Here is a 20944-nt window from a genome sequence, read left to right as displayed (position 1 = left end):
GCCCTCGCAGCGAACTGTCGTTCGCGCCGGTTCGTAACAGGCGCTTCGCATCTTTAAGTAGCTCCCGCCAAGGCGGGCAGACCCAGTAGTTACAACACACAATAAATTCACCCTCAAAACAACCGAACTTAAGCCCTGTGCGAAATCCACCCTGAAAAGCGCCGCCGCCCCGGCCCAGAGGGCCGGAACAGAGTCGCTTTATAGATGGATGATGTAACTACCACAGGCATTGCTGTAATGCTGAGGCCCGCGGTCTCTGTCTTTCGTCTTCGACCATCAGACTAATACGCGGCTGAAAGGCCGCTGCTTAAACGGCGTCTGGCAGCTACCGTATTAAGTTCCGTGCTTATCGCTTAAAGTCGCGTTTAACACCCCCCTAAGCGTCAGCAGCAAGCTGCCGCCGCCAAGGCCCCGGAAATCACGCCCTTTACGTCGCAAGCGCCGTAAAGCCCGCTCACCGGGGTTAAAAGGGGTTACATAAACTTCTTCATTGCTGAAAGCGGAGTTAGGCTAATCAGGGAAGGGGATGGACTTGCAGTCTTTATGGGTCATCAACCGGCTACGCCGGGCGTACGGCGCCGTTTACCATCGGAGTTATATATCTCAAGTCATCTGGCGCCTCCATGACGCCAGGGCGTCATTCAGAAGGCCGGCTGCGCACTGCTCGCCCGCCGTAATTGCTTTAAATCGGATTACGATGAAACATTGCGTCCGCTGTGTGCCAGAAGCGGACATAACTGGTGATGAGAGTAAAGGTTCCATTGCTTTTAATGTCTAGTGTTATCCGCACGTCCATCTTGAAGATGAACGTGCGGATAACATTAGACCTGGCACTTACTCATTCAAAATAGGGAGCTTTTTAAGAAACTCTTTTAGATTCCAGGCATCCCACGGCAGATGTTCGGTAATACCTATAATCACAATTTCTGTTTCAGCAGAGACATCACGGATGATCCTGAGCGTCTGAGCAAGATTCAGTTTTCCTACCGGGTACATCGCCTGCCAGTCAAACTCAGGTTCAGGCTCTGCGAACAGCAGCGAACGGAAGACGTCCGGGTTGAGGACGTCCAGGTCCAGATGCACGGCAAGTTTGCGGATGTTCTGTTCTTTTATCCAGCGGGTGATCATGCCACTGCTTTCATAAAGATCTTCCGGTCGGGCTACCTGCAGACCCAGATCGCTGATAACGGCCGTTTCCTGTTCTGTCAGCCCCTCTTTAATCAGGCCGGCATACATGACGCGTGAGGGTTCTACCGGGGTCTTTACTTTAGAAGCAAACTCCGGATCACCGCCGCCTAAAAGATTGCCCAGCACCATAGTATGGCCGTTGGTAAAATCGCGCGGAGTCTTCACATCAGGGTGTGAATCAATCCACAGTACGCCCATTTCGCCATTGTGTTTGTGGTTCATCCAGGCAAAGGGGGCCTGGTCTACAAGGCAGTCACCGCCAAATACCACGATATGATCTGGATCTTCTTTTTCCAGTATCGCCCAGGCCTCATCATGCTGGCTGAGTAACTGCCGGCGATAAAGAAGCCCCTCTTCAGGCTCAGGTGTGTCCGGGTTAAATTCCGGCACGCTGATAGTATGCAGAGGGGAGCATGTCTCCGGGGAAAGCCAGTGCAGCAGCCGGGCACCAAACCCATAAAGCTCCTGATTGCCACCCTGCCACTGTGGAAATAAGAGCCTGATCGTTTTTTCCGTCTTATCAGTCATTTTAACCCCCTGGGTTTCAGAACAGCCGGTAATAACAACTAAAAGCGCTCTTTTTCCTTAATGTCAGCAACCGGAGAAAGAATGTCGCCAGGCAGATCGTGGAGTGGCAGACCGCTACCGACCTTACGTGGCCAGTCAGGATTGGCTAGCGCAGCTTTACCAATAGAAACAAAGTCAGCCCCCATACCCAGCAGTTTTTCTGCCGTTTCACCATCATCCAGCCCACCGTTAGCAATGATAATTGTCTTCGGAGCGGCCTCACGGGCAAGCTCAACCAGGCTCTTATCGCCGTTCTCGAATGCAGGGAGCCAGGATTTGTATTCAGTAACATGGATATAGTCCACACCGGCATCTGCGAGCAGACCAAAAATTGTCCTGGCGCCTTCTTCGCCTTCTTTCCATTTATGATGGAAATCGTTTACTTTTCCCTGCGAGATTCTGACGCCCAGAACCTTATCTGCGCTAATTCTGCGGCGCACTGCGCGGATAACTTCCAGCGTAATGGCCAGCCTGTTTTCCAGTGAACCGCCCCATCCATCTGTACGCTGGTTTGTGTAGTCTGTCAGGAACTGATCAAGCAGGTACCCGTTAGCCGCATGGATCTCCACCCCGTCAAATTTTGCGTCACCGACGGCCCGCTCTGCGCTTTCAGCAAAACTGGAGATGACTTCGCTGATCTGCTCTTCACCGAGCGCCTGGGGTGTACGGTACTCTCCGGAACCATGATAGAACTCAAGCTGCTGACCTTTAGGCTTTACGGCAGAAGGACCGGCAGAGTCCGGCCGATAGATATTTTTCTGAGACAGTGCCCCGGCATGAATAAGCTGAGCTATAACGCGTGCACCGTTCTGATGAGCATTTTCGACGATAACTTTCCAGCCTGAGATCTGTTCTTCATTCACAATGCCCGGCTGAAACGCATAGGTCTGTGACCACGCCTGGTCAATATAGATACCTTCACTGATGATGGCACCGAAACCCCCACGGGCAAAGCGGGAGTAATAGTCCTGCATTTTTTCACCCGGCACGCCGGTTTCAGACGCGGAGATACGCGTCATAGGGGCAACCATAATTCGATTGCGGAACAGGGCACGGTTAATGGATTTGGCTTGATATAAAGATGCGTGATACATGATGACTCTCCGATAACAATTATAATAAAAATAATTATAATCCCGTTATAATGAATGTAATACTGGTAGAAAATGCATCACTGTATAACGGAATTCGATAAAATGAATTTGCGCGATGTCGAACTGTTCACCATTCTTGCGGAAACATGCAATCTTTCTAAGGCCGCCCGCAGGCTTGATATGAGTGCGATGAGCGTGTCGCGACATCTCGCTCAACTGGAAAAGGATTTAGGTGTGCGTTTATTTCAGCGTACGACCCGCGCCGTCTCACTGACCAGTGAGGGCGAAGAATTTCTTCCTTATGCCAGAACCATGATGGAAGCAGAGCAGGGCGCGCGGATTATATTCAGTGAGGACGCTGGCGGGGCCTCAGGCCTGCTGAAAATTACGGCTCCTTCCGGTATCGGCCGGCGTTACATACTTCCCCTGCTGCCTGATCTCATGGAACTTAATCCTAAAATGAAAATCGATCTCAACCTCAGCGATGACGTGATGGATATCGTGGGTCAGGGATACGATGTGGCCATCAGGGTCGCCCCCCTTAGTGATTCAAACCTGATTGCACACAGACTCAGTAGCAATCCCCGGGTTCTCTGTGCCTCACCGGCTTATCTGTCACGACACGGGATACCCGGCAGTCTTGCAGAACTGACTCATCACCAATGTTTGAGAACAGCAATGGTGTCTCAGTGGACGTTTGAAAAGGATGGAAATCAACTCAGCCATCTATTTGAGCCACGGTTAATTTGCAACAATGTTGAAGGTGTCCGAAGCATGTGTAAGGCCGGTGCGGGTTTGGCTCAATTAACAAAAGCAGATGTTCACTCTGAACTTGCAGCCGGAGAACTCGTTGAAATAACTCTTATTGATGCAGAGCCTCACATGCTGGCGATATGGGCATTATTTCCTACAAAGCGCTACCTGCCGAGCCGCGTTACTGTCTTCCTTGATGCTTTAAAGTCATCGCTGAAAGACCTGATGTCATGAACAGAAATTTTTCCTTTTTGCAGAAGGTGAAGGGATCGTGATGTCCGCTTTTCGCTCATAGCGGACATTGGGCCGGATAGCGTCCACTTTGTGCCAAAAGCGGACGTTTCCAACATCTGCATGCACTAATCCCTGGAGGACAGATTTCACTGCATAACCATGCAGAAGCGCCGAAACCATCAGGGGCGTTAAAAGGTGCCGGAAACGACCCGCTCGCGTCAGAAACGCGCTGAGGGCCTCTCAGGGGGTGCCGGTAGCACTTTTATGTTAAAAGAGAGTGTCCGGCAGAATCACATGAGGATAAGCAAAATGCTTCTGGAAAAGCTCAGGTTGCTTGAATGCAGCCTTCACGGCGACAGGCGCAACGATCGCGAGTGGCTTGAGCGGCTTCTTCACCCGGAATTTCGCGAAATTACCCGGTCAGGCGTGATGGTTGACCGTTCAGAGACGATCACATCGCTGTTAAGCGAGAAAATGGCATCGGCTATTATCAGCAGCAATTTCCGGCTTACCGAAATGGCGGGAGGTTGCGTCATGCTTCACTACAGGACGTCTTATGCTGACGGCAGCCGTCCTGCATTACGTTCCTCATGCTGGTTGTGTTCAGAGGAAGGACAGTGGAGTCTGGTTTTTCACCAGGGAACGCCAGCAGCATGTGGTGCCTAGGTTCGTGACCGAACTCTTATGTTAAAAACGTGACACCTGGCAGGTACCAGGAAAAATGATGCCGGCTGCGCTTATGTGCATGTAGAAGAGGCCGATAACATTAGTGTGCCTCACCAGGGGTATACACTGATACTGCTGCTGTATGTGCTGAAGGCTCCCGCTGCGGGGAGCCTTTTTTTCGCCGGAGGTCATGTCATTGCAGAATCTTGAGATCGTCCCCCGTCTGCTGCCAGACGTCCGCGCAGGCAGGAAACTTCACACCATCCGCTGGCGGGAGCGTGAAATTGTGCCGGGTCCGATGCTTTACGTAAACGTGCGGGATGCATCCGACACGGTCATGGTGTGGGTCACGCGCGTTGAAAGGATGTCGCTTTCTGACGTCGCGGCCAGACTTGGGAAAAGCAAGGAATGGCCGGATGCCGAACTTCTGGAAGGGATGCGTGAGCACTACCCGAGCATAGAGATGGATTCCGAAGTTGTGGTCATCCACCATTTACCGCCTGAGGCGTATGTTAAAGCTAAGCAGAGATGACCGGGTTATTATGTTTAATGTGATGAAACTCCAGTCGTTATCAGTAAATGTCCGCTGTTCGCTCACAGCAGAACAAGATTCAATTATTTGATGCTGTTCTTACTTTAAGTAAAGTGGTCGAACTCATTTTACCCCGGAAGGGGCGTGAACAGCGTCGCGCTAATTGTCTATGTTTCAATCTGCCGTTCCGCGAGAGCATGTATTGCTGCGCTTGATGCCCATTCATCAGATTGTTCAAGGTGTTCAATCTCTGACTCTGCTATCGGCGTTACACGTATCAGCGGAACGGAACCGAAAGGCAAATTATCAATCTTACGGCCATCACGGCTGAGGATGATTCGGGTCATTGGGTTATATTCGTCTGTAAGAGTGCAAAACAGGATTGCACCATATTTTTCAACATCGGCAGCAACCTGATACCCATCGGCAACGAGATCCCCCAGGCTAATCAAGAGATGAGTCCAGTCATCAATCAGGTGGCTGGTAATACTCGAAGCGTCTAATTCCATGAAAAGTTCACATCCTACGCCATTTTCCGGGTCTGCAATGCCAGCCCAGGGTGTCGAGAGGCCATCAGTGGCCAGCGTTAATTGGGTGTTGCTCTTCAAAGTGAGTACTCGACGATGGGGCCCGAACCATTCCGTCTGGTTGTGTATGTTCGCGCCATCTTGTTCAGCCTTAAAACCATCTGAGACGCTGCTGGACGTAAAATAGAGCAGGTTGTCCAGGCCGGTCAGCTGCTGTTCTAGTACCTGGGTAAGCTGTTTTCCAGCGTTTCAGCAGAAGCTCCCGTATAGGTTGCATCAATACTGACTGCTGGCGGGGCAACATCAGGGTACTGCTCCACAGGCAAAAGCTTTATTGCCAGCCCTCCAAGTAACATGATGAGGATGGCAATGACCCAGGCAAAAACGGGCCGGTAAATAAAAAAACGCGAGGACATATGGCGTGCCCCTGTTTAAATCAGACGTGCGGCTTCGCGGCGGCAGGACTTCAGCAACGTTCAAGAAAAAAGAAAAAATTGACAGCATCAGAACTTTACGTAATGACGCAGGTATTCAATAACTGCATTAAAAATCAGGAACGAATTATTTCTGCGGCCATAGACCTCCTCCATTTCCCCGGCGATAAGCCGTGATATCTTGTAAATGCTCGGGTAAATGTCTGCTGGCATCCAAAACCATTATTCAGCGCAATCTGAATAATTGACGCATCCGTTTCATTCAGGGCATTTGTGGCTTTGATAATTTTCTGCTCATGTATATATCGGGCAACAGGAATACCCGTGTACTGTCTGAATAATCGTTGTATATAATAATGGGAATAGCCCGATCGTTTCGCGACAGCGGCAACAGTAAGTTGCTGCCCAGCGTTTTTATCCATCCATGCAATCAGCGATTCAATGATATCTTCATGTACTTTTGTCATCCCCATTCTCCTTCTTGATGCAGCATAAAGTGAAGGTACCGGAACCAGGTTCCTGACCCAGTTTCAATCCGGTTTCTGCACGACTGGTCTGAACGAGCTGATAACAGGAAGTCGTATTTCAAACAAGGCTCCCCCCCGGTCTCCTTCCCCTGCCGTAACGCTTCCGTGATGCAACTGAATAATTTCTTGCACGAGATGAAGGCCAAGCCCGGCGCCCTGCGAGCGGGGTTTGAGGCGATGGAAGGGTTCAAATACGCGCCCTCTTTCTTCAGGGACTATCCCGGGTCCTTCATCCTGAATGGTAATAAACCCCTGATCGTGAAGGACCACCGAAATCAGGCCCTTACCGCCCCCGTAAATCATAGCATTTTGCAGAATATTAATAATTGCCCGGGAGAGCGACGCGCCGTCTCCGTGGATAAATACCGGCTTGTGACTGTCAATGAATTCAATTTCGTAACCTGCCGAAATGATCAGTGGGGAAAAGTCAGATAAAATCTGCCGAAGAATTTTTTTTACATCTAACGTCTGGAAATTCGAACATCCCTGACTGAGCCTCTGCAAATCAAGAAGTGACTCTGCGAGGTTTGAAAGCCTCGCCACGTCATTCTCCAGAATCCTTCGCGCTCTGGAGTCTGAGACAATGCTGAGACGCGCCTCAATAATGGCTATGGGTGCCCGGAGCTCATGCGCCGCGCTGGATAAAAACCGGTCGCGCTCATCATAACCATCGCTGAGGCGCTGCAGTGCGTCATTCACTGCCGTAACCAGAGGCATGACTTCCCGGGGAATACCCGATTCGCGGATCCGTGTTTTACGATCGGTTTCATTAATATGACGGGCATCTTTAGCAGCGCTTGAAATGCCGGAAAGGATCCTGCGGGTAATAAACGGCGTGAAGACCATTGTAGTCACAGCCATGGGCAGAAATATTTTCAGGCTTACCAGCTGTGCAATCAGGGTAAATACATCCAGTTTATTATATACTGGGATACCTCCGACAATGAGCTGCACATGGTTCCCGTCAATGTGCTGTGTCACGATTTTCATCGAAAGCCGGCTTTCTTCAGGTGAACTTTTCATTTCTGCAGTTGTAAAATCCTTCAGGTTACTAACCACAGGCAGATATATATCTGGAATATTACCTTCACTGATAACATGACCAGCATTATCTTTTATGACTACCCAGGCTTCCGGTCTGGACAAAAGATTTTTTACCGCGTCGTTTTTATCCAGCTGAATATTTCCTTTATTGTCGTAAGACACGGCACCGGAAATAATCTGTACATCTGAATCAGGAATAATTCCGTCCAGAGTATTCTGCGTTTTCAGGGTGGCGTACATCAAATAGGCGACCGTACCATACAGCGTAAGAAGCTGAAGCAGTACAATGCTCAATGACAGTTTTGAGGCGATGGAAAATTTATGACGAAGCATTATCGCTCTCCTTCAGGAGATAGCCAACGCCCCGGATGACGTGAATCGTCACCTGCGCCTCTGCCGATTCCAGTGAACGGCGCAGACGTGAGATATGCGATTCCAGAGAATTAGACTGGACGTCTTCGTTAAATCCGTAAACCCGTTCCACCATCCATTCACGTAATACAGTTCGGCGCGCACGTGTACACAGGGCTTCCAGAACGAGAAGCTGGCGGCGCGGCAGCGTAAGGGATATACCGTCAACCTGTACATCACGGCTGTTAAAGTCAAAGGTCAGGTTGGCAATATGCACTTTCGGGATCGTCACTTTGGCTGGACGACGGCCAATCGCACGTGTGCGCGCCATTAGCTCCGCAAAGGAAAATGGCTTAATGAGATAGTCATCGGCCCCCATATCAAGCCCTTTTATCCTGTCATTTATGCCCGATTTTCCCGTCAGAATTATCACGGGTATATCCGCATTAACTCTACGTATCAAAGGTACGAGTGATGCCCCGTCTCCGTCTGGCAGCTGCCTGTCCAGCAAAACCAGTCCATAGGCATCGTTTGTCAGAACTGCCTTTGCCTGACTGATGGACGCAACGCCGTCAGCGATCATACCTTCTTTCTCAAATGATTTAACAAGAGCGGAAACCAGCTCGGGTTCATCTTCGACTATCAGCACACGCATTTCTTTGTCTCACCTGTCACTCTGAGGCGGAGAGTAGCATATATCCCTCTCACGTGACGTAATGTTGAGGTAAGGTTCATCCTTTAAGGTTTAGTCCGATAAAATGACAGGACTAAGCAAATGAAATTATTACTCTTACCTGCGCTGACGTTTTTCACCGTTAGTGCAGTTGCCTCTCCCGACACCCCCAGGGAAACGGGATCCGGCTTCAGTGCAGGTATTATTCAGGCCTGGAGCTCAGGGCTTTACCGCGACAATTCAAGTAAGGTGCTGCCGCTTCCGTTTCCCTTAATCGTATATGAAGGGCAACTGGTCTTTATCCGGGGGGGAGAGGCCGGTTTCAGGTTATTTCACTCTAAAAATGATGAATTAACATTTTCAGCATCTCTCCTGCCGCTGCGCTTTAAACCTTCTGATGCAGACACCCGCGCGCTGCGCGCTCTTAACGAACGGAAAATGTCCGCAATGGCAGGTTTTGGCTAGACGCATAAGGCCGGATGGGGCAGCACGGCGGTCTCTGTCAGGCAGCGCATATCAGGCAATAAAGAGGGAATATCTGCGGGTGCGAGCTATGGGTACCCGATCCAGATGGGTCAGACCACGCTTATCCCATCGGTTGGTGCTGACTATAACAGCGCAGACCTGAACGACAATTATTTTGGCGTAACACAGGCTGAATCCCGCAAAAGCGGCATTAATGAATATCATGCCGGATCGGGCTTTTCGCCTTATCTGGGTTTTCTCGCCTTATATCCGCTGACAAGCAGCGTGGAGGTTTCCGGTGGCGCCAAAGTGTCAAGACTGGCTGATGCTGTTTACGATAGTCCTATGGCTGATAATCGCTATACGTATTCATTTTTGGCGTCAATAAGTTACCGGTTTTGATTTTTTAAGCAGTGGTTAATATAACGGAGCTCAATGTGAAAAAATTACAAATTGCGTTTGTCGCAGCGGCACTTTCTGCCATCAGTTATTCTGCATCCGCTATTGAAGGAAGCGTAGATGCTGGTGAGAAGTTTACTCAACTCCGCGCCGGCCTCGGCACTGATACTCCGGGGCTTGCTGTCAGCGGAGAATGGCTGAAAAGCGATCACGACGGTGAGTTTGCTAACCTTGGACTGAATTATGGCATTGCTAACGAGTCATTTATGATTTCACCTGGTGCCAAAGTATTATTTACAAATCCAAAAGATAGCCATGACGGTTATGCTTTTGCATTTGGCGGTGAAGCGCTGGTTTCCCTGTCACCGGCATTTCGCCTTTACGGCCAGTATTACTGGTCACCAGAATCCATGTCTGAACACACCGACGGCTTCCAGCAGGCTTCCGCTGGCGTGAGTCTGCGTCCAATATCGCTGATTGACGTTCGCCTTGGTTATAAATATATCGCGGTCAACGGAAAAGACGGGCGTAAGGACAACGTCCTTGCTGATGGTCCATACATTGGTGCTTCAGTGCACTTCTGATGGCTTCTGAGTAAAACCTTCATCTTAAATTTCGCTCTTTTACGTGCTGTGAAAGAGCGTTTTCGTTCAGGAATTTTAGTCTGACATTGCCTCGCCACGTCATCCCGACAAGACTGGTGCAGTAGACCATGGCGGTAGCGACTCCAGTTTACTGATAGTATTTTATGTTCAGATAATGCCCGATGACTTTGTCATGCAGTTCCACCGATTTTGAGAACGATAATGACTTCCTGCCCAGCCTTGCCAGATGCTGCCCCAGATTCAGGTTATGCCGTTCAATGCGCTGCGTATATCGCTTGCTGATAACGTGCAGCTTTCCCTTCAGGCGTGATTCATATAGCGGCCAGCCATCCGTCATCCACACCACCACTTCAAAGGCAGACAGCAGGCTAAGAAGACGCTCCAGCGTGTCCATGGTGCGCTCACCAAAGACGTGAGTACAACCGTCCTGCGTATCCTGTCATACGCGTAGAACAGCCAGCGCTGGCGTGATTTAGCCCCGACGTAGCCCCACTGCTCGCCCATTTCAGCGCAGACAATGACATCACTGGGGTCAGTTTGGATATCAAAAATTATTGTACGTTAAGGTTGTTTTTTGTACCTCTGAGCTATGTTAAAGCTTAACCGCCTTAACGGGCAGCTTTGAGCGAGGAACGGAAGTTAATTGCCACAACTTTGATAGCCCTAGTTTCGTTTAACATATAACTTCCGCAAGATTACCTGTTATAGTGGAATGACCACGCCCCGGCATGATCGTGCCCTATACAGCTGACATGACGGCTGTCACAGCTACTCAGTCATTATACCCATCTATACCGCCAGGTCAGCTTTTGGATTGTTCAGTTAAAACATGATTGCTAGTTGTTAAGTTCGCTCATGTTAACTATTTCGTTTCTATTTATTAGCACTGTTTCGCCAGTTTGAGCATCCTTGTAAGATATAAAACCTGTATCGCTGTCAATTTCAGGTTTGCCTGATGTCACAATTGTTCGTCCATGCGTTGTTTTGATGGATTGATTTGAAGAGCATCCAGTGATCATTAAGATGGCTAGAACTGGAAGTAATAAAAAAAGTGAATTTCGATACTTCATAAAAATAATCCTATTAATAATCTCATTATGGACGGTTTCTTTATATTAAACAGATGAGGCTCAGAGTTTTTTCTGGGTAGGACTGCTATCGCAGCCCTACCTGCTTACTTAACAGGAGATGCTTCTATTGTGACATCATTTCCATTTTGAATCAGGTGGTATGATACATTGTTTTGAATTACCGTCTTGTCAGTATTAGACTGCTTGGAAATGTCCCAGTCACCGAACACAGGAAGCTTTGCATTATCACTGCTAGATTGCTCAACTGCTATAACAAAGGCAGAGAACGTAACTGCCGTGTAAAGTTTGTAGAGTCCCGTGTCCTCATACTTTATCTGCATAATAGCGGATTCTACTTTATTATTGTTAGCATCGCTTTTTATTTTCTGGCTAATGAGGTTAACGCCAGTTTTATTTTTTGCTTCATCCGATGTCGTAATGACATTTGCAACATTTCCATCTTTGGACTTCACTATTGCTTTAAAATCAATATTTTTTTCGTTATACAATTTGTTTTGGCTGTTTACAAATTGGTCAGTAGTGAAAGGGAAGGTGGCGGTGTTAGCTGCGAAAGCACTTCCGACAGAACAGAAGCTAAATAGTAAAGAGGTTAATAAGGTGGTTTCATTTACTTTAAAAGTTCCGCTCATTTTGACATTCCATTATTTCAATTCGAATACTGATTTTAATTTTTTTTGGGGGGCTGGCAATGAGAATTATATGAAAATGAGAGGGGTAATGCTACTAACTAACTGATAGTGTTTTATTTTCGGATGATTCACATTGAAGTTGTCATGCAGTTCTGCCGATGTTGAGAACGACAGCGACTTCCTGCCCATCCTTGCCAGATGCTGCCTCAGCATTCGCGTTACGCCGTTCTATTTGCTGCATAAACCGCTTGTTGATAACGTGCAACTTGCCGTTGCGCACCAAGGCTTAAGTAACGGAACAGGAGGGACAACAGACTGGGACGGAAGTGACAAGAGCATATCAAAAGCACTACCAAACATTAAATCGGTAAGTTGGTTGCATTGCCAAAATGTAACCTTTTAACTTAATATTTCGTTTCCATCTTCTTTGTACCATCATGCCTGCAGTCGGATTTCAGCGCATGTGACGTATATCTGGAATCTGTTTGACAGGAAGGTAAAGTGAAAAATAAATTGTTTTTAGCTGTCGGAATATTTTCAGTTGCCGCCACTTTTCTAGTGGGATGCAGCGGATTAGGGGACGCACTAAAGAGAGCAATGCGCATACAGCCTGATTATTACAAAAGTGTTGAAGCCGGTGGTGCGCTTGAGCAGCGATATATCAACTATGGCGACAGCGAAGTTGCGTCGTACGAATTCAACGAGTCCGGTCATAATTATAAGATTTGGTACCCTGTCACGCTGAAGAACACAAACTCTGCGTTTCCTGCTGTGGTTATGTCGAACGGATCCGGTATACGGTTCCCCGACTATGAGGCAACCTTTCAGCATCTGGCTTCCTGGGGCTTCATTGTCATTGGCGATGATGTGGACAGCACCGCCACGGGCCAAACCGTCTCCCTGATGGTGGATAAGCTGCAAGCTTTGAATTCGCAGCCAGGCATCTTCCAGAACAAAGTTAATTTCAAGAAAATTGGCGTATCGGGTCACTCCCAGGGCGCAGTGGGTGCTGTCAACGCGATCACGAGCAGTAAAAATGGCAGATTTTTTTCTTCGGCTTACCTTGCAAGTATGACTGCACCAAAGGTGATCGAAAACTTGAAGTGGGATTCCTGGCGATATGACACCGGTAAAATCACAATTCCGGTCTTCATCGTTGCGGGGACCGGGAGCTCGGACAGTGAATCCATTTCTCCCCTGGATTCCATGCTGGCAACTTTTGATAGTCTCAGAGATAACGGTACAACTGCTCTGGCGCGCCGGAAAAATACTGAGCATGGGGCGATGCTGGTCAACGCTGATGGATATATGACGGCATGGTTCCGCTACACGCTGCTCAATGATTCACAAGCCGCCGGGGTGTTCGCCGGTACCAACCCGGAGCTGCGCACCAATACACGCAACTGGCAGGATGTACGCATCAAGTGAGGCCAGGACCGTGCCAGAGACTTAAGGGAGGCAACTTGAGATGTTTTGCCGCGAAATAGGCAAACAGCTTTGCCCAAGTACTTCGGCCAGAGAATCAATTTAAAACTGATATGGAAACTGTATGACCCATCGACAGAAACGTGCCACGATCATCTGCATGCTTATTGCTGCGGGGATGACCACAGGGTGGTTGAGCTTTAATTTTGCGCTTGATTACCTGCTGGGTGGAAGGATGTTCGGATGAAAAAAAGCATTTGGGTGATGCTTTACCTTCTAATATTTCTGTTGTCTTTTAGTCTCGGCGTTGTGTTGACAGCTATGTCCGGAGGTGAGTTCGGAGGATTTAGCAAAGTCGACTGGAATGAGTCCATGGGTTCCATTGAAAAGGACATCGCCTACGGAAGCGGTCCGTTGAATAAGTTCGATCTGTACTTTCCCGTCAATCGGGATCGCGCCACGAAGTTGGTGGTCTATATTCATGCCGGAGGCTTTACAGGAGGCGACAAGGTTGATGACGATAATATAGCCAAGTATTTCGCTGCCAAAGGTTATGTAGCGGCCACCATCAATTATTCGCTGAGCAATGGGTCCAACAAAGTCAATGTCAAGACTATGTCCGAGGAGATCAGGCAGGGTGTCACTGCAATAGTGAAGGAGGCCAGAGTTCGGGGCTATGAGGTCGATGCCATGGCCGTCGCCGGCGGCTCGGCTGGCGGTACGCTGGCGATGATCTATGCCTACCGAGATGCCGTGCAGGCACCGGTGCCGGTCAAAGCGGTGATATCGATGGTCGGGCCGGCGGCATTTGATCCGCGGGCATGGTTTGGGCTTGAGGATGATTTCGCATCCAATACGGCGGCGGCGGCGGGTGCTGATTTTGTGTCGGTCATGACCGGTGAGCGGGTCACGGCCCAGATGATGCGTTCAGGCGAGTTCCAAAATGTGCTCAAACCCATCACCCCCACGGCATTGCTCACATCTGCCGCACCGCCTACACTGCTTGCCTACGGCGCACTGGACAAGGTTGCGCCCTTCTTGGCCAGCAAAGGGCTTTTGCAGGCACTTCAGGCACAAGGCGTGCCGCACGACGTGTTCGTATTCCCTAACTCCGGGCATGGACTCAATCGGGATTCAGGTATGTCCAAGGCTTTTGGCGCCAAGATAGATGCCTATCTTGACCAATACCTTTCGCTTGATTAAGACCGTCCATGAGGTCTTTACGGGAGCAGTTTTTATACAGATAATTATAGTAAGGAAAGCCTGTTTTTTGAACAGGCTATATAATCGCAATTGAGTGTGTTTCCGCGCAATATGATGATGCGATGTCCGCTTCTGGCACATCGCGGACTTCTTCAGGCGACTACCCAGTAAAATGTCTAACAGCTAGCCATGAGCACGAATAATCATAATCACCGCTATCCCAGGTTTTCAGGTAGGCTCATTATTTTTATAAAACGATTGTATCCGACAAACCTGTGACGCACTGTAGCCCGTAGCAACTGCCGTTTCCTGGATACTCAGTTTCTTTACCTGTCGGTAGTACAGGACTTTCTGATGTCGCTCCCGATCGGCCTGTTTACCCCGGTATTTCCCCAGAGTATGTGCCCGTTCAATTCCCTGCTTCTGCCGCTGGCGGCGGCTCAGCCAGTCCTTATGCGACATTGCGGCCATCAGGTCGATAAGCATGTTATTGATTGCGGCTATCACGGCACGGGTGATCGGGTCAGCCTGCGAAGAGTCTTTATCTGAAAGTGCCTGCCATGAGGTAGGCACATCCGGGCTGACAATTCGCAGCTCGTGTTGTCCGATCTTCCTCTTCAGCGTCATCCAGTCGCTGTTACTCAAACGGGTCAGGCGGTCTATCTGCTCGACCAGCAAAATATCATTGCGGTGACTGTCCAGCAGTAAGCGTCCCAGTTCCGGACGGTCAAGCTTTGTCCCGCTGATATTTTCCCGGAAATAACTGGCTATTTTATGCCCCCGCTCCTGAATGAACTGCTCCAGCATTTCTTTTGCTCGATCGGCGAACTGATCTTCTGTTGATGCCCGTAAATAAGCTCTGATGAACATTTTTTCACCGTATTATCGCATATAGGTTATTGCATTTAATCTATCGTATATAGGTTATGTCATTCATGGTGTGCCGCCACGTTTTGGTTATGGCGTCAGGGTGTACCCTTATGCGAAAACCATTTTGGTTAAAAATACCGCATCCAATAATTTATGAGGGAAACTATATAGCAAGGAGGCAGATTCTTTCTCTGTCGGAAAGGGAATCATTACTGGCATTACCGGACGATGAGTTAACGCTGACCCGAATGGCCTATTTCAGTGAACATGATTTGGCGCTTATCAGTGCTCACCGTAAACCCGCCAGCCGTTTTGGTTTTGCCGTCCTGCTTTGCTATCTGAAAAATGTCGGCTTTGCCCCGGATAAAAAAATTTCACCCTCTGATGCGCTGCTGAAGCATATCGCCAGCAGGCTAAAACTCACCGGGGATCTCTGGCCAGCTTACCTTTCCGGCAGAGATACCACCCGGCGCGAGCATTTAACCGAACTGTATCGCTATCTTGGCGTAAAGGCGTTCGCCGGAAAAATACAGCAGGACCGTATTACACACCTGCTGTCGATGGCGACGCGCACCGATAAAGGTATTCTCCTGGCCGAAGAGTTACTAATCTATCTCCGGCAGAACAACGTGATAATCCCCGCGATTGATGTCGTGTAGCGTACCTGTGCAGAGGCCATGGCTGGCGGCGATAAAATCGTATTTCAGACCCTGAATGCCCCGTTAACTCCGGCTCACAGGGATGCCCTGGATCGTTTACTTGAGTCATCAGATAATCAGTCTTCTAGGCTGACATGGCTTCTGCAACCGCCGGGTAAAATCAATGGTAAGAACGTGCTGCAACATCTTGATCGGCTCAGTAGCATTGAATCGCTGGCATTACCGGAAGGTATAGATCGTACCATTCACCAGAACCGGTTGCTGAAACTGGCGCGGGAAGGCCGAAAGATGAGCAGCCGGGATTTGACCCGATTTTCAGCAGCCCGGCGTCATGCAATCCTGGTGTGCGTACTGGAAGAAGCCAGAGCCACACTGACAGACGAAGTGATTGAGCTGCATGAGCGCATGCTGAACAGTCTTTTCAGCAAAGCCAAAAGAATCCAGGCTGAGCGCCTTCAGCAAACCGGAAAGCTGATCCAGTCAAAACTGAGGCAGTACATCGATGTCGGTCAGGCGCTGTCTGATGCCCGTGATTCCGGTGGTGATCCATGGCTCGCAATAGAAAACATACTCCCGTAGCCTGAATTTGTCGCCAGTCTGGAGGAAACACGCCATCTCGCCAGAAAAAATAATTTTGACCAGCTGCAAGTTATTACTGAGAGGTTCGGGGCCATGGGTTATCTCATCCGGTTCAGGCCGAGCGCGTCAAAACACTCATCACGGCTGCTGTACTGCGCAAATCTTCCACACAGGGTGGCCTCCCACTGTTGCTGTTAGGATAGCGGCTTATACTGATATCAGAGATGTCATCCGGCCTGCACGAGTTGTACACAGATGCTGCCTAGCGCCCGGCCTCTCATCCCTGGTTACAGTGGATAATCGGGCGCGTACGGTACTGCAGGGCACGCATGTGACACGCTGCCGACACTAAAGCCGGTTAAACTATGCATGTTCCTTATACCGTGCTTACCTGCTGTCATAACGGAGGCTGTCAATGGCCTTTCAGAGCCCGGCCCAGAATTTCAGAGAGACACGCCTGAACCTGGGTGACCTCGTCAGCCTCTCTCCTTATTCCACCTATCTGATGCGCAGCAACAGCGATTTCCCTGACGCCGGCATCGTGAAAGGTTCAGTGCTGGCCATCGATCGCGCGTTGACCGCAACGCATGGCCAGCTCATTGTTGCCGAGGTGGAAGGCGAGCTGACGCTGCGGCGTCTGCTGCTCAAGCCTATCCCCGCCCTGCAGGCGCCGGATGCGGATGAAACCGTCACGCTTATCGATGTGAGCCAGCCGCTGCCCGTCTGGGGCGTGGTGGCCTATTCCCTCACCGATGTGGCCGGCCAGGGATTCAGCGAACCGGCGGGAGAGTGACCATGTTTGCTCTGGCCGATGCCAACAACTTTTACGCTTCCTGTGAAACCATATTCAGGCCCGACATCCGGGGCCGGCCTGTCGTGGTGGTATCCAACAACGACGGCTGCGTTATCGCACGTTCGGCAGAGGCCAAGCGCATGGGCATTAAAATGGCCGCTCCACTGTTCCAGAACGAACGCTTCTTTCGTGAGAATGGCGTGCAGGTGTTCAGCTCCAACTATGAGCTGTACGGCGACATGTCGGCGCGGATGATGGCCATACTGGGGGAGATGGCGGCCGGGCAGGAAGTCTACTCCATTGACGAAAGCTTTCTTGACGTCACCGGCATTGGCAGCCTCATTCCGCTGGAGACGTTCGGGCAGCAGATGCGCGCGCGCATCCGGCAGGAAACCGGCAGGAAACCGGGCTGATTATCGGCGTTGGCTTTGGGCCGACTAAAACGCTGGCCAAACTCGCCAACTACGCGGCGAAGAAGTGGACGCAGACAAACGGCGTGGTAGACCTCTCCGATCGGATCCGGCAGCGGAAGCTGCTGCAGCTGATCGACGCCAGCGACATCTGGGGCATCGGACGACGCATCAGCGTCCGGCTGAACCAGCTGGGCATCAACACTGGCCTGCAGCTGGCCGACAGCAACGTCAGTATGATACGTAAAAACTTTGACGTTATCGTTGAGCGCACCGTGCGGGAGCTTAACGGTGAGTCGTGCCTTGCCCTTGAGGATGCACCGCCACCTAAACAGCAGATCGTCAACTCCCGATCGTTTGGCCAGCGCGTTACTCAACTCGAGGATATGCAGCAGGCTGTTGTGCTTTATGCCACCCGCGCAGCAGAAAAGCTCAGGGAGCAGCAGTCCCACTGCCGGCATATCAGCGTGTCGATCGCAACCGGGCGTCACGGAAGTGAGCCTCAGTATTCCAACACAGCCTCCCGCATCAGCGATTATCCCACGAATGACACGCGCGATATTATTGAATTAGCTCTCAGTGGACTAAGCACTATCTGGCGGGAAGGCTATGCACGCGTGAAAGAGGAAAGTGGCAGCCTGACGGTGAGCTGGGCTGAAGGTGATCAGGGTAAATGCACGCTGCAGTATCGTATTCCGGCCAGTAAAGGCAAAAAGCCGGGCACCCTTAACGAAATGACACGCGTCTGTACCCGTTAAACGGATGGCCGGGAGAAACTGAAAAATGAAATCTACTCAAAAATTCAAAAACAGAATTAAAACTAACGTTATATATTGCGGTTTCGCACTGTCTTTCGGGCTGTTCGCAAACGCGGCTTATGCTGACGACTGCGATTTTGCAACGGGCCGGGGTGCACTGGTTTATACCATCCCCCTGACCACACCAAATATTACTGTGGGCGCCGACGTGCCGGTAGATTCCATAATTCATCGACAGCGACTCACCACAACTGGTGGCATGACGCCCCAGCTAATCTGTCACACGACCGACCAGACATTGCCCTTTGACATTGAGCAATACGTTCGCGTTACGAGTACTCCCGGGCTGGTACCCGGATGGGGCGGAAAGTACGCGGGCATGCTTTACCAGACAACTGTACAGGGTATTGGTGTGGCCGTGATCAACGAAGATGGTAATGCAGCAAGTGTGGGCCAGCCGCTGGGCCTGTCGTCCATGTTTAAGTGGTCCTATCCGTCAACCCAGTTCGGCGCGAATCCAACGCTGATCCGCAACAGCTTTTCACTGGTTTTCGTCAAGACCGGCCCGATTGCCGGCGGTCGTATAAACGGTTCCCAATTGCCGACGGTTATTCTTGACGTGAAAGGCTCAAGAAGCGTGACGGGATTGCCAAGAGAGACGTACCGGGAAAATTTCAGCGGATCAATCAACGTCATCGCAGGAACCTGTAAAACACCTGACGTAACGGTGCCGATGGGCAGCTACAGCACGGACAAATATTTCAACGGAAGCGTAAAAACCACCCCGTGGAAGCCCTTTAACATTACGCTGACGAACTGCCCGGCTTTTTATGGCTCTTACACGGATGCGAATAATTCACCAGGGTACGTTGTGGGCGAGGCCATTACGCCGGGCCTTCGTGGGCTGAACCGCTTCGCGATGAACATTTCGCCCACCTTTGGCGCCATTGATGCGCTGCAGGGGATTATTAAACTTGATGGTGCAGCTGACAGCGCCAGGGGTATTGGTATTCAGCTGGCAACCGGCGATGCCTCTGCTCCTTCACCTGTTCCGTTCAATCTGAATAATATTTATCAGACTACGGTAGACAGCGGAACACGGGGTACGCACACCATCCCGATGCAGGCTCGCTATTACCAGACCGAGACCCGGGTAACTCCCGGCAAAGCTAACAGCAAAGCTGTGTTCACAATTAACTATTACTAATTTTCACAACGATGATGTTTTGGGCTGCCTGCAAAGGCAACACACTGGTAGACACTGTGAGGTATAGAAGTAACGGGGTAACGTGACTGCAATAGGCGAGATACCACGACCAGCGATCAGAGCGGTTCCGAAAAGCCCGGAATTATGTCGCAAAGAACGTATCCAGTCAGAACGGTCCTCAGGAAACTTCATGTGCCGTGCATTTTTTCTGAATCACCAGCATTTCAGACTTTTACCCCGGCAGATTCCGCCGTGAGGTTTACAGTGTGACCTGAGGCTGTCATCTACGTGAAATGGAGGAAGTAATATTGTCTATTTAACACGACGAGAAAGGGCATGTCATCATTGGCGAAGCGGCGCTAAGTCTGGCGCTGAGCGAAAAGGAAATAAGCGTGCTTTCGCTTATTAACGAACTCGGGAACATGATGAACGCCGGCGGCAGCGATGACCGGCTCTCCATGATCTCAGAAGCCAGATGCTGGCTGAAAAGTTTTGAGACACCGGAGCAGGCCGTCAGGCACGTACCGTACCTGCGCACTCTGGCAGGCCTTAACGACGAGAAGAACTGACGCCAAAGGACGTAGTTCGGCTCCGGCCGGAATACGACGAAGATGACCTCATCGGTCGCGCGAGAGCGTGTACCGGCCGGAGAACCTGTCAGGGACGACACTCTCCTCAGCCATCGTTTGACCATTAAGCCTCCCCGCAGAAATGTTTAACGTCGCATACCCCTGCTCAGGCGAGGACTGCTCCCCGTGAGAAAAGAGAAAAGGGATAGCTTTAAGCCAGGAGCTGATAGCGATATACTGTACATATCCCCAATAAGCGGAGCGTATCCGATAAACGAAGAGAAAGCCGGATCAGAGCTGGTCAATGAGGTACTGGGCAGGGTGGTGAAAGAGCTGCTTCGTCCGGGAGAGAAACTTCACGTTCATGAACTCATCGCTAGCCTGTGGCGGCTGCAGCAGGGCAGCCCCGAATCTGCAGTGCGCGACGCCTGCGAGCAGGCAATACGGCGGCTCGCCCGTAAGCTCAACTGATCGCAAATTCAGAAAGCCTTCGCTGCGGGCATTATGTCCGGGGGCTATGAACCTTCAGAGCAGTCGTGTGCTGAGGGCCTCGCTGCACAACCCTCCCTTTGCCTGTAGCCTTTTTGTAATAATAGTATCGCCGCTGGCGGTGAGCGTTAATCCGGAGGGAGAGATGCATTCTCTTGCCTGACCCGCAGCAGCGATCATACGGTAGCGAAACCCCCTCGCCA

At 50.4% G+C, this 20944-nt stretch carries 21 protein-coding genes and 6 pseudogenes; 15 read left to right on the top strand and 12 right to left on the bottom strand.

Annotation, left to right across the window (positions count from 1 at the left end; genetic code table 11):
• Positions 1-834 precede the first annotated feature (834 nt).
• Together AC6I8A_RS23930 and AC6I8A_RS23925 are read right to left on the bottom strand one after the other, a co-directional pair.
• Positions 835-1716 carry an arginase family protein gene (locus AC6I8A_RS23930; protein ID WP_497819413.1) on the bottom strand — a complete coding sequence of 294 codons (882 nt, stop codon included), beginning with the start codon at positions 1714-1716 and terminating at the stop codon, positions 835-837.
• Between the two features lie 38 nt (positions 1717-1754).
• Entirely contained in the window at positions 1755-2849 is a 1095-nt protein-coding gene (locus AC6I8A_RS23925) for an NADH:flavin oxidoreductase (RefSeq protein WP_497819412.1), read from the bottom strand.
• A gap of 102 nt (positions 2850-2951) precedes the next feature.
• Between AC6I8A_RS23925 and AC6I8A_RS23920 the strand changes: the two genes are divergently transcribed.
• From AC6I8A_RS23920 to AC6I8A_RS23910, 3 genes are all read left to right on the top strand, one after another.
• Positions 2952-3836 carry a LysR family transcriptional regulator gene (locus AC6I8A_RS23920; RefSeq protein ID WP_497819411.1) on the top strand — a complete coding sequence of 295 codons (885 nt, stop codon included), beginning with the start codon at positions 2952-2954 and terminating at the stop codon, positions 3834-3836.
• 309 nt (positions 3837-4145) lie between these two features.
• Entirely contained in the window at positions 4146-4502 is a 357-nt protein-coding gene (locus tag AC6I8A_RS23915; protein ID WP_497819410.1) for a nuclear transport factor 2 family protein, read from the top strand.
• Between the two features lie 190 nt (positions 4503-4692).
• A complete protein-coding gene (locus AC6I8A_RS23910) occupies positions 4693-5034 on the top strand; it encodes an ASCH domain-containing protein (protein WP_497819409.1) in 342 nt (113 codons plus the stop codon).
• 167 nt (positions 5035-5201) lie between these two features.
• Here AC6I8A_RS23910 and AC6I8A_RS23905 read toward each other — a convergent pair.
• The 5 genes and pseudogenes from AC6I8A_RS23905 to AC6I8A_RS23885 form a co-directional block, all read right to left on the bottom strand.
• Positions 5202-5732 (bottom strand): annotated as a pseudogene (locus AC6I8A_RS23905) (hypothetical protein); the annotation flags it as partial.
• Positions 5718-5977 (bottom strand): annotated as a pseudogene (locus AC6I8A_RS23900) (efflux RND transporter permease subunit); the annotation flags it as partial. The pseudogenes AC6I8A_RS23900 and AC6I8A_RS23905, both read right to left, overlap by 15 nt.
• 134 nt (positions 5978-6111) lie before the next feature.
• Positions 6112-6462: a helix-turn-helix domain-containing protein gene (locus AC6I8A_RS23895; protein ID WP_497819408.1), complete on the bottom strand. Its 351-nt coding sequence runs from the start codon at positions 6460-6462 to the stop codon at positions 6112-6114.
• A gap of 63 nt (positions 6463-6525) precedes the next feature.
• A complete protein-coding gene (locus AC6I8A_RS23890) occupies positions 6526-7899 on the bottom strand; it encodes a sensor histidine kinase (RefSeq protein WP_497819407.1) in 1374 nt (457 codons plus the stop codon).
• Positions 7886-8572, bottom strand: a complete 687-nt coding sequence (locus AC6I8A_RS23885; protein WP_497819406.1) for a response regulator — start codon at positions 8570-8572, stop codon at positions 7886-7888. Before AC6I8A_RS23885 ends, AC6I8A_RS23890 begins: the two co-directional genes overlap by 14 nt.
• A 120-nt stretch (positions 8573-8692) precedes the next feature.
• Between AC6I8A_RS23885 and AC6I8A_RS23880 the strand changes: the two genes are divergently transcribed.
• From AC6I8A_RS23880 to AC6I8A_RS23870, 3 genes and pseudogenes are all read left to right on the top strand, one after another.
• Entirely contained in the window at positions 8693-9055 is a 363-nt protein-coding gene (locus AC6I8A_RS23880; RefSeq protein ID WP_497819405.1) for a hypothetical protein, read from the top strand.
• Positions 9056-9097: 42 nt separating this feature from the next.
• Positions 9098-9457: pseudogene (locus tag AC6I8A_RS23875) on the top strand (MipA/OmpV family protein); the annotation flags it as partial.
• 35 nt (positions 9458-9492) lie between these two features.
• A complete protein-coding gene (locus AC6I8A_RS23870) occupies positions 9493-10038 on the top strand; it encodes a YfaZ family outer membrane protein (protein WP_497819404.1) in 546 nt (181 codons plus the stop codon).
• 148 nt (positions 10039-10186) lie between these two features.
• On the opposite strand, the pseudogene AC6I8A_RS23865 reads toward AC6I8A_RS23870, so the two are convergent.
• The 4 genes and pseudogenes from AC6I8A_RS23865 to AC6I8A_RS23850 form a co-directional block, all read right to left on the bottom strand.
• A pseudogene (locus AC6I8A_RS23865) lies at positions 10187-10587 on the bottom strand (IS1 family transposase); the annotation flags it as partial.
• Positions 10588-10895: 308 nt separating this feature from the next.
• On the bottom strand, positions 10896-11129 hold the full coding sequence (locus AC6I8A_RS23860; protein ID WP_497819403.1) for a YgdI/YgdR family lipoprotein: 234 nt from the start codon (positions 11127-11129) through the stop codon (positions 10896-10898).
• A 104-nt stretch (positions 11130-11233) separates the two neighbouring features.
• Positions 11234-11779 carry a hypothetical protein gene (locus AC6I8A_RS23855; RefSeq protein ID WP_497819402.1) on the bottom strand — a complete coding sequence of 182 codons (546 nt, stop codon included), beginning with the start codon at positions 11777-11779 and terminating at the stop codon, positions 11234-11236.
• Between the two features lie 66 nt (positions 11780-11845).
• Positions 11846-12050 (bottom strand): annotated as a pseudogene (locus AC6I8A_RS23850) (IS1 family transposase); the annotation flags it as partial.
• 230 nt (positions 12051-12280) lie between these two features.
• Here AC6I8A_RS23850 and AC6I8A_RS23845 point away from each other — a divergent pair.
• On the top strand, positions 12281-13207 hold the full coding sequence (locus AC6I8A_RS23845; RefSeq protein ID WP_497819401.1) for an alpha/beta hydrolase: 927 nt from the start codon (positions 12281-12283) through the stop codon (positions 13205-13207).
• A gap of 240 nt (positions 13208-13447) precedes the next feature.
• Entirely contained in the window at positions 13448-14407 is a 960-nt protein-coding gene (locus AC6I8A_RS23840) for an alpha/beta hydrolase (protein ID WP_497819400.1), read from the top strand.
• Between the two features lie 228 nt (positions 14408-14635).
• Here AC6I8A_RS23840 and AC6I8A_RS23835 read toward each other — a convergent pair whose 3' ends face one another.
• Positions 14636-15277 carry a recombinase family protein gene (locus AC6I8A_RS23835; RefSeq protein ID WP_497819399.1) on the bottom strand — a complete coding sequence of 214 codons (642 nt, stop codon included), beginning with the start codon at positions 15275-15277 and terminating at the stop codon, positions 14636-14638.
• 110 nt (positions 15278-15387) lie between these two features.
• On the opposite strand from AC6I8A_RS23835, the pseudogene AC6I8A_RS23830 reads away from it, so the two are divergent.
• The 7 genes and pseudogenes from AC6I8A_RS23830 to AC6I8A_RS23800 all read left to right on the top strand — a co-directional run.
• A pseudogene (locus AC6I8A_RS23830) lies at positions 15388-16611 on the top strand (DUF4158 domain-containing protein); the annotation flags it as partial.
• Positions 16612-16930: 319 nt separating this feature from the next.
• Positions 16931-17308, top strand: a complete 378-nt coding sequence (locus tag AC6I8A_RS23825) for a S24 family peptidase (RefSeq protein ID WP_497819398.1) — start codon at positions 16931-16933, stop codon at positions 17306-17308.
• 2 nt (positions 17309-17310) lie between these two features.
• Positions 17311-17721: a Y-family DNA polymerase gene (locus tag AC6I8A_RS23820; protein WP_497819397.1), complete on the top strand. Its 411-nt coding sequence runs from the start codon at positions 17311-17313 to the stop codon at positions 17719-17721.
• A gap of 83 nt (positions 17722-17804) precedes the next feature.
• The gene (locus tag AC6I8A_RS23815) at positions 17805-18476 is read left to right on the top strand and encodes a DinB/UmuC family translesion DNA polymerase (protein ID WP_497819396.1); all 672 of its coding nucleotides are present in this window, start codon (positions 17805-17807) and stop codon (positions 18474-18476) included.
• 25 nt (positions 18477-18501) lie between these two features.
• Entirely contained in the window at positions 18502-19683 is a 1182-nt protein-coding gene (locus tag AC6I8A_RS23810; RefSeq protein ID WP_497819395.1) for a fimbrial protein, read from the top strand.
• Positions 19684-20024: 341 nt separating this feature from the next.
• Complete coding sequence (locus tag AC6I8A_RS23805) at positions 20025-20252, top strand: hypothetical protein (protein ID WP_497819484.1); 228 nt, start codon at positions 20025-20027, stop codon at positions 20250-20252.
• A gap of 186 nt (positions 20253-20438) precedes the next feature.
• Positions 20439-20723 carry a hypothetical protein gene (locus tag AC6I8A_RS23800; protein WP_497819394.1) on the top strand — a complete coding sequence of 95 codons (285 nt, stop codon included), beginning with the start codon at positions 20439-20441 and terminating at the stop codon, positions 20721-20723.
• Positions 20724-20944 lie beyond the last annotated feature (221 nt).

It is taken from the genome of Pantoea sp. X-Soil-ISGK-275 (assembly GCF_059730795.1).
Note: the sequence above shows the minus strand (reverse complement) of the source record. Positions and strands in the feature narration are given on the sequence as shown.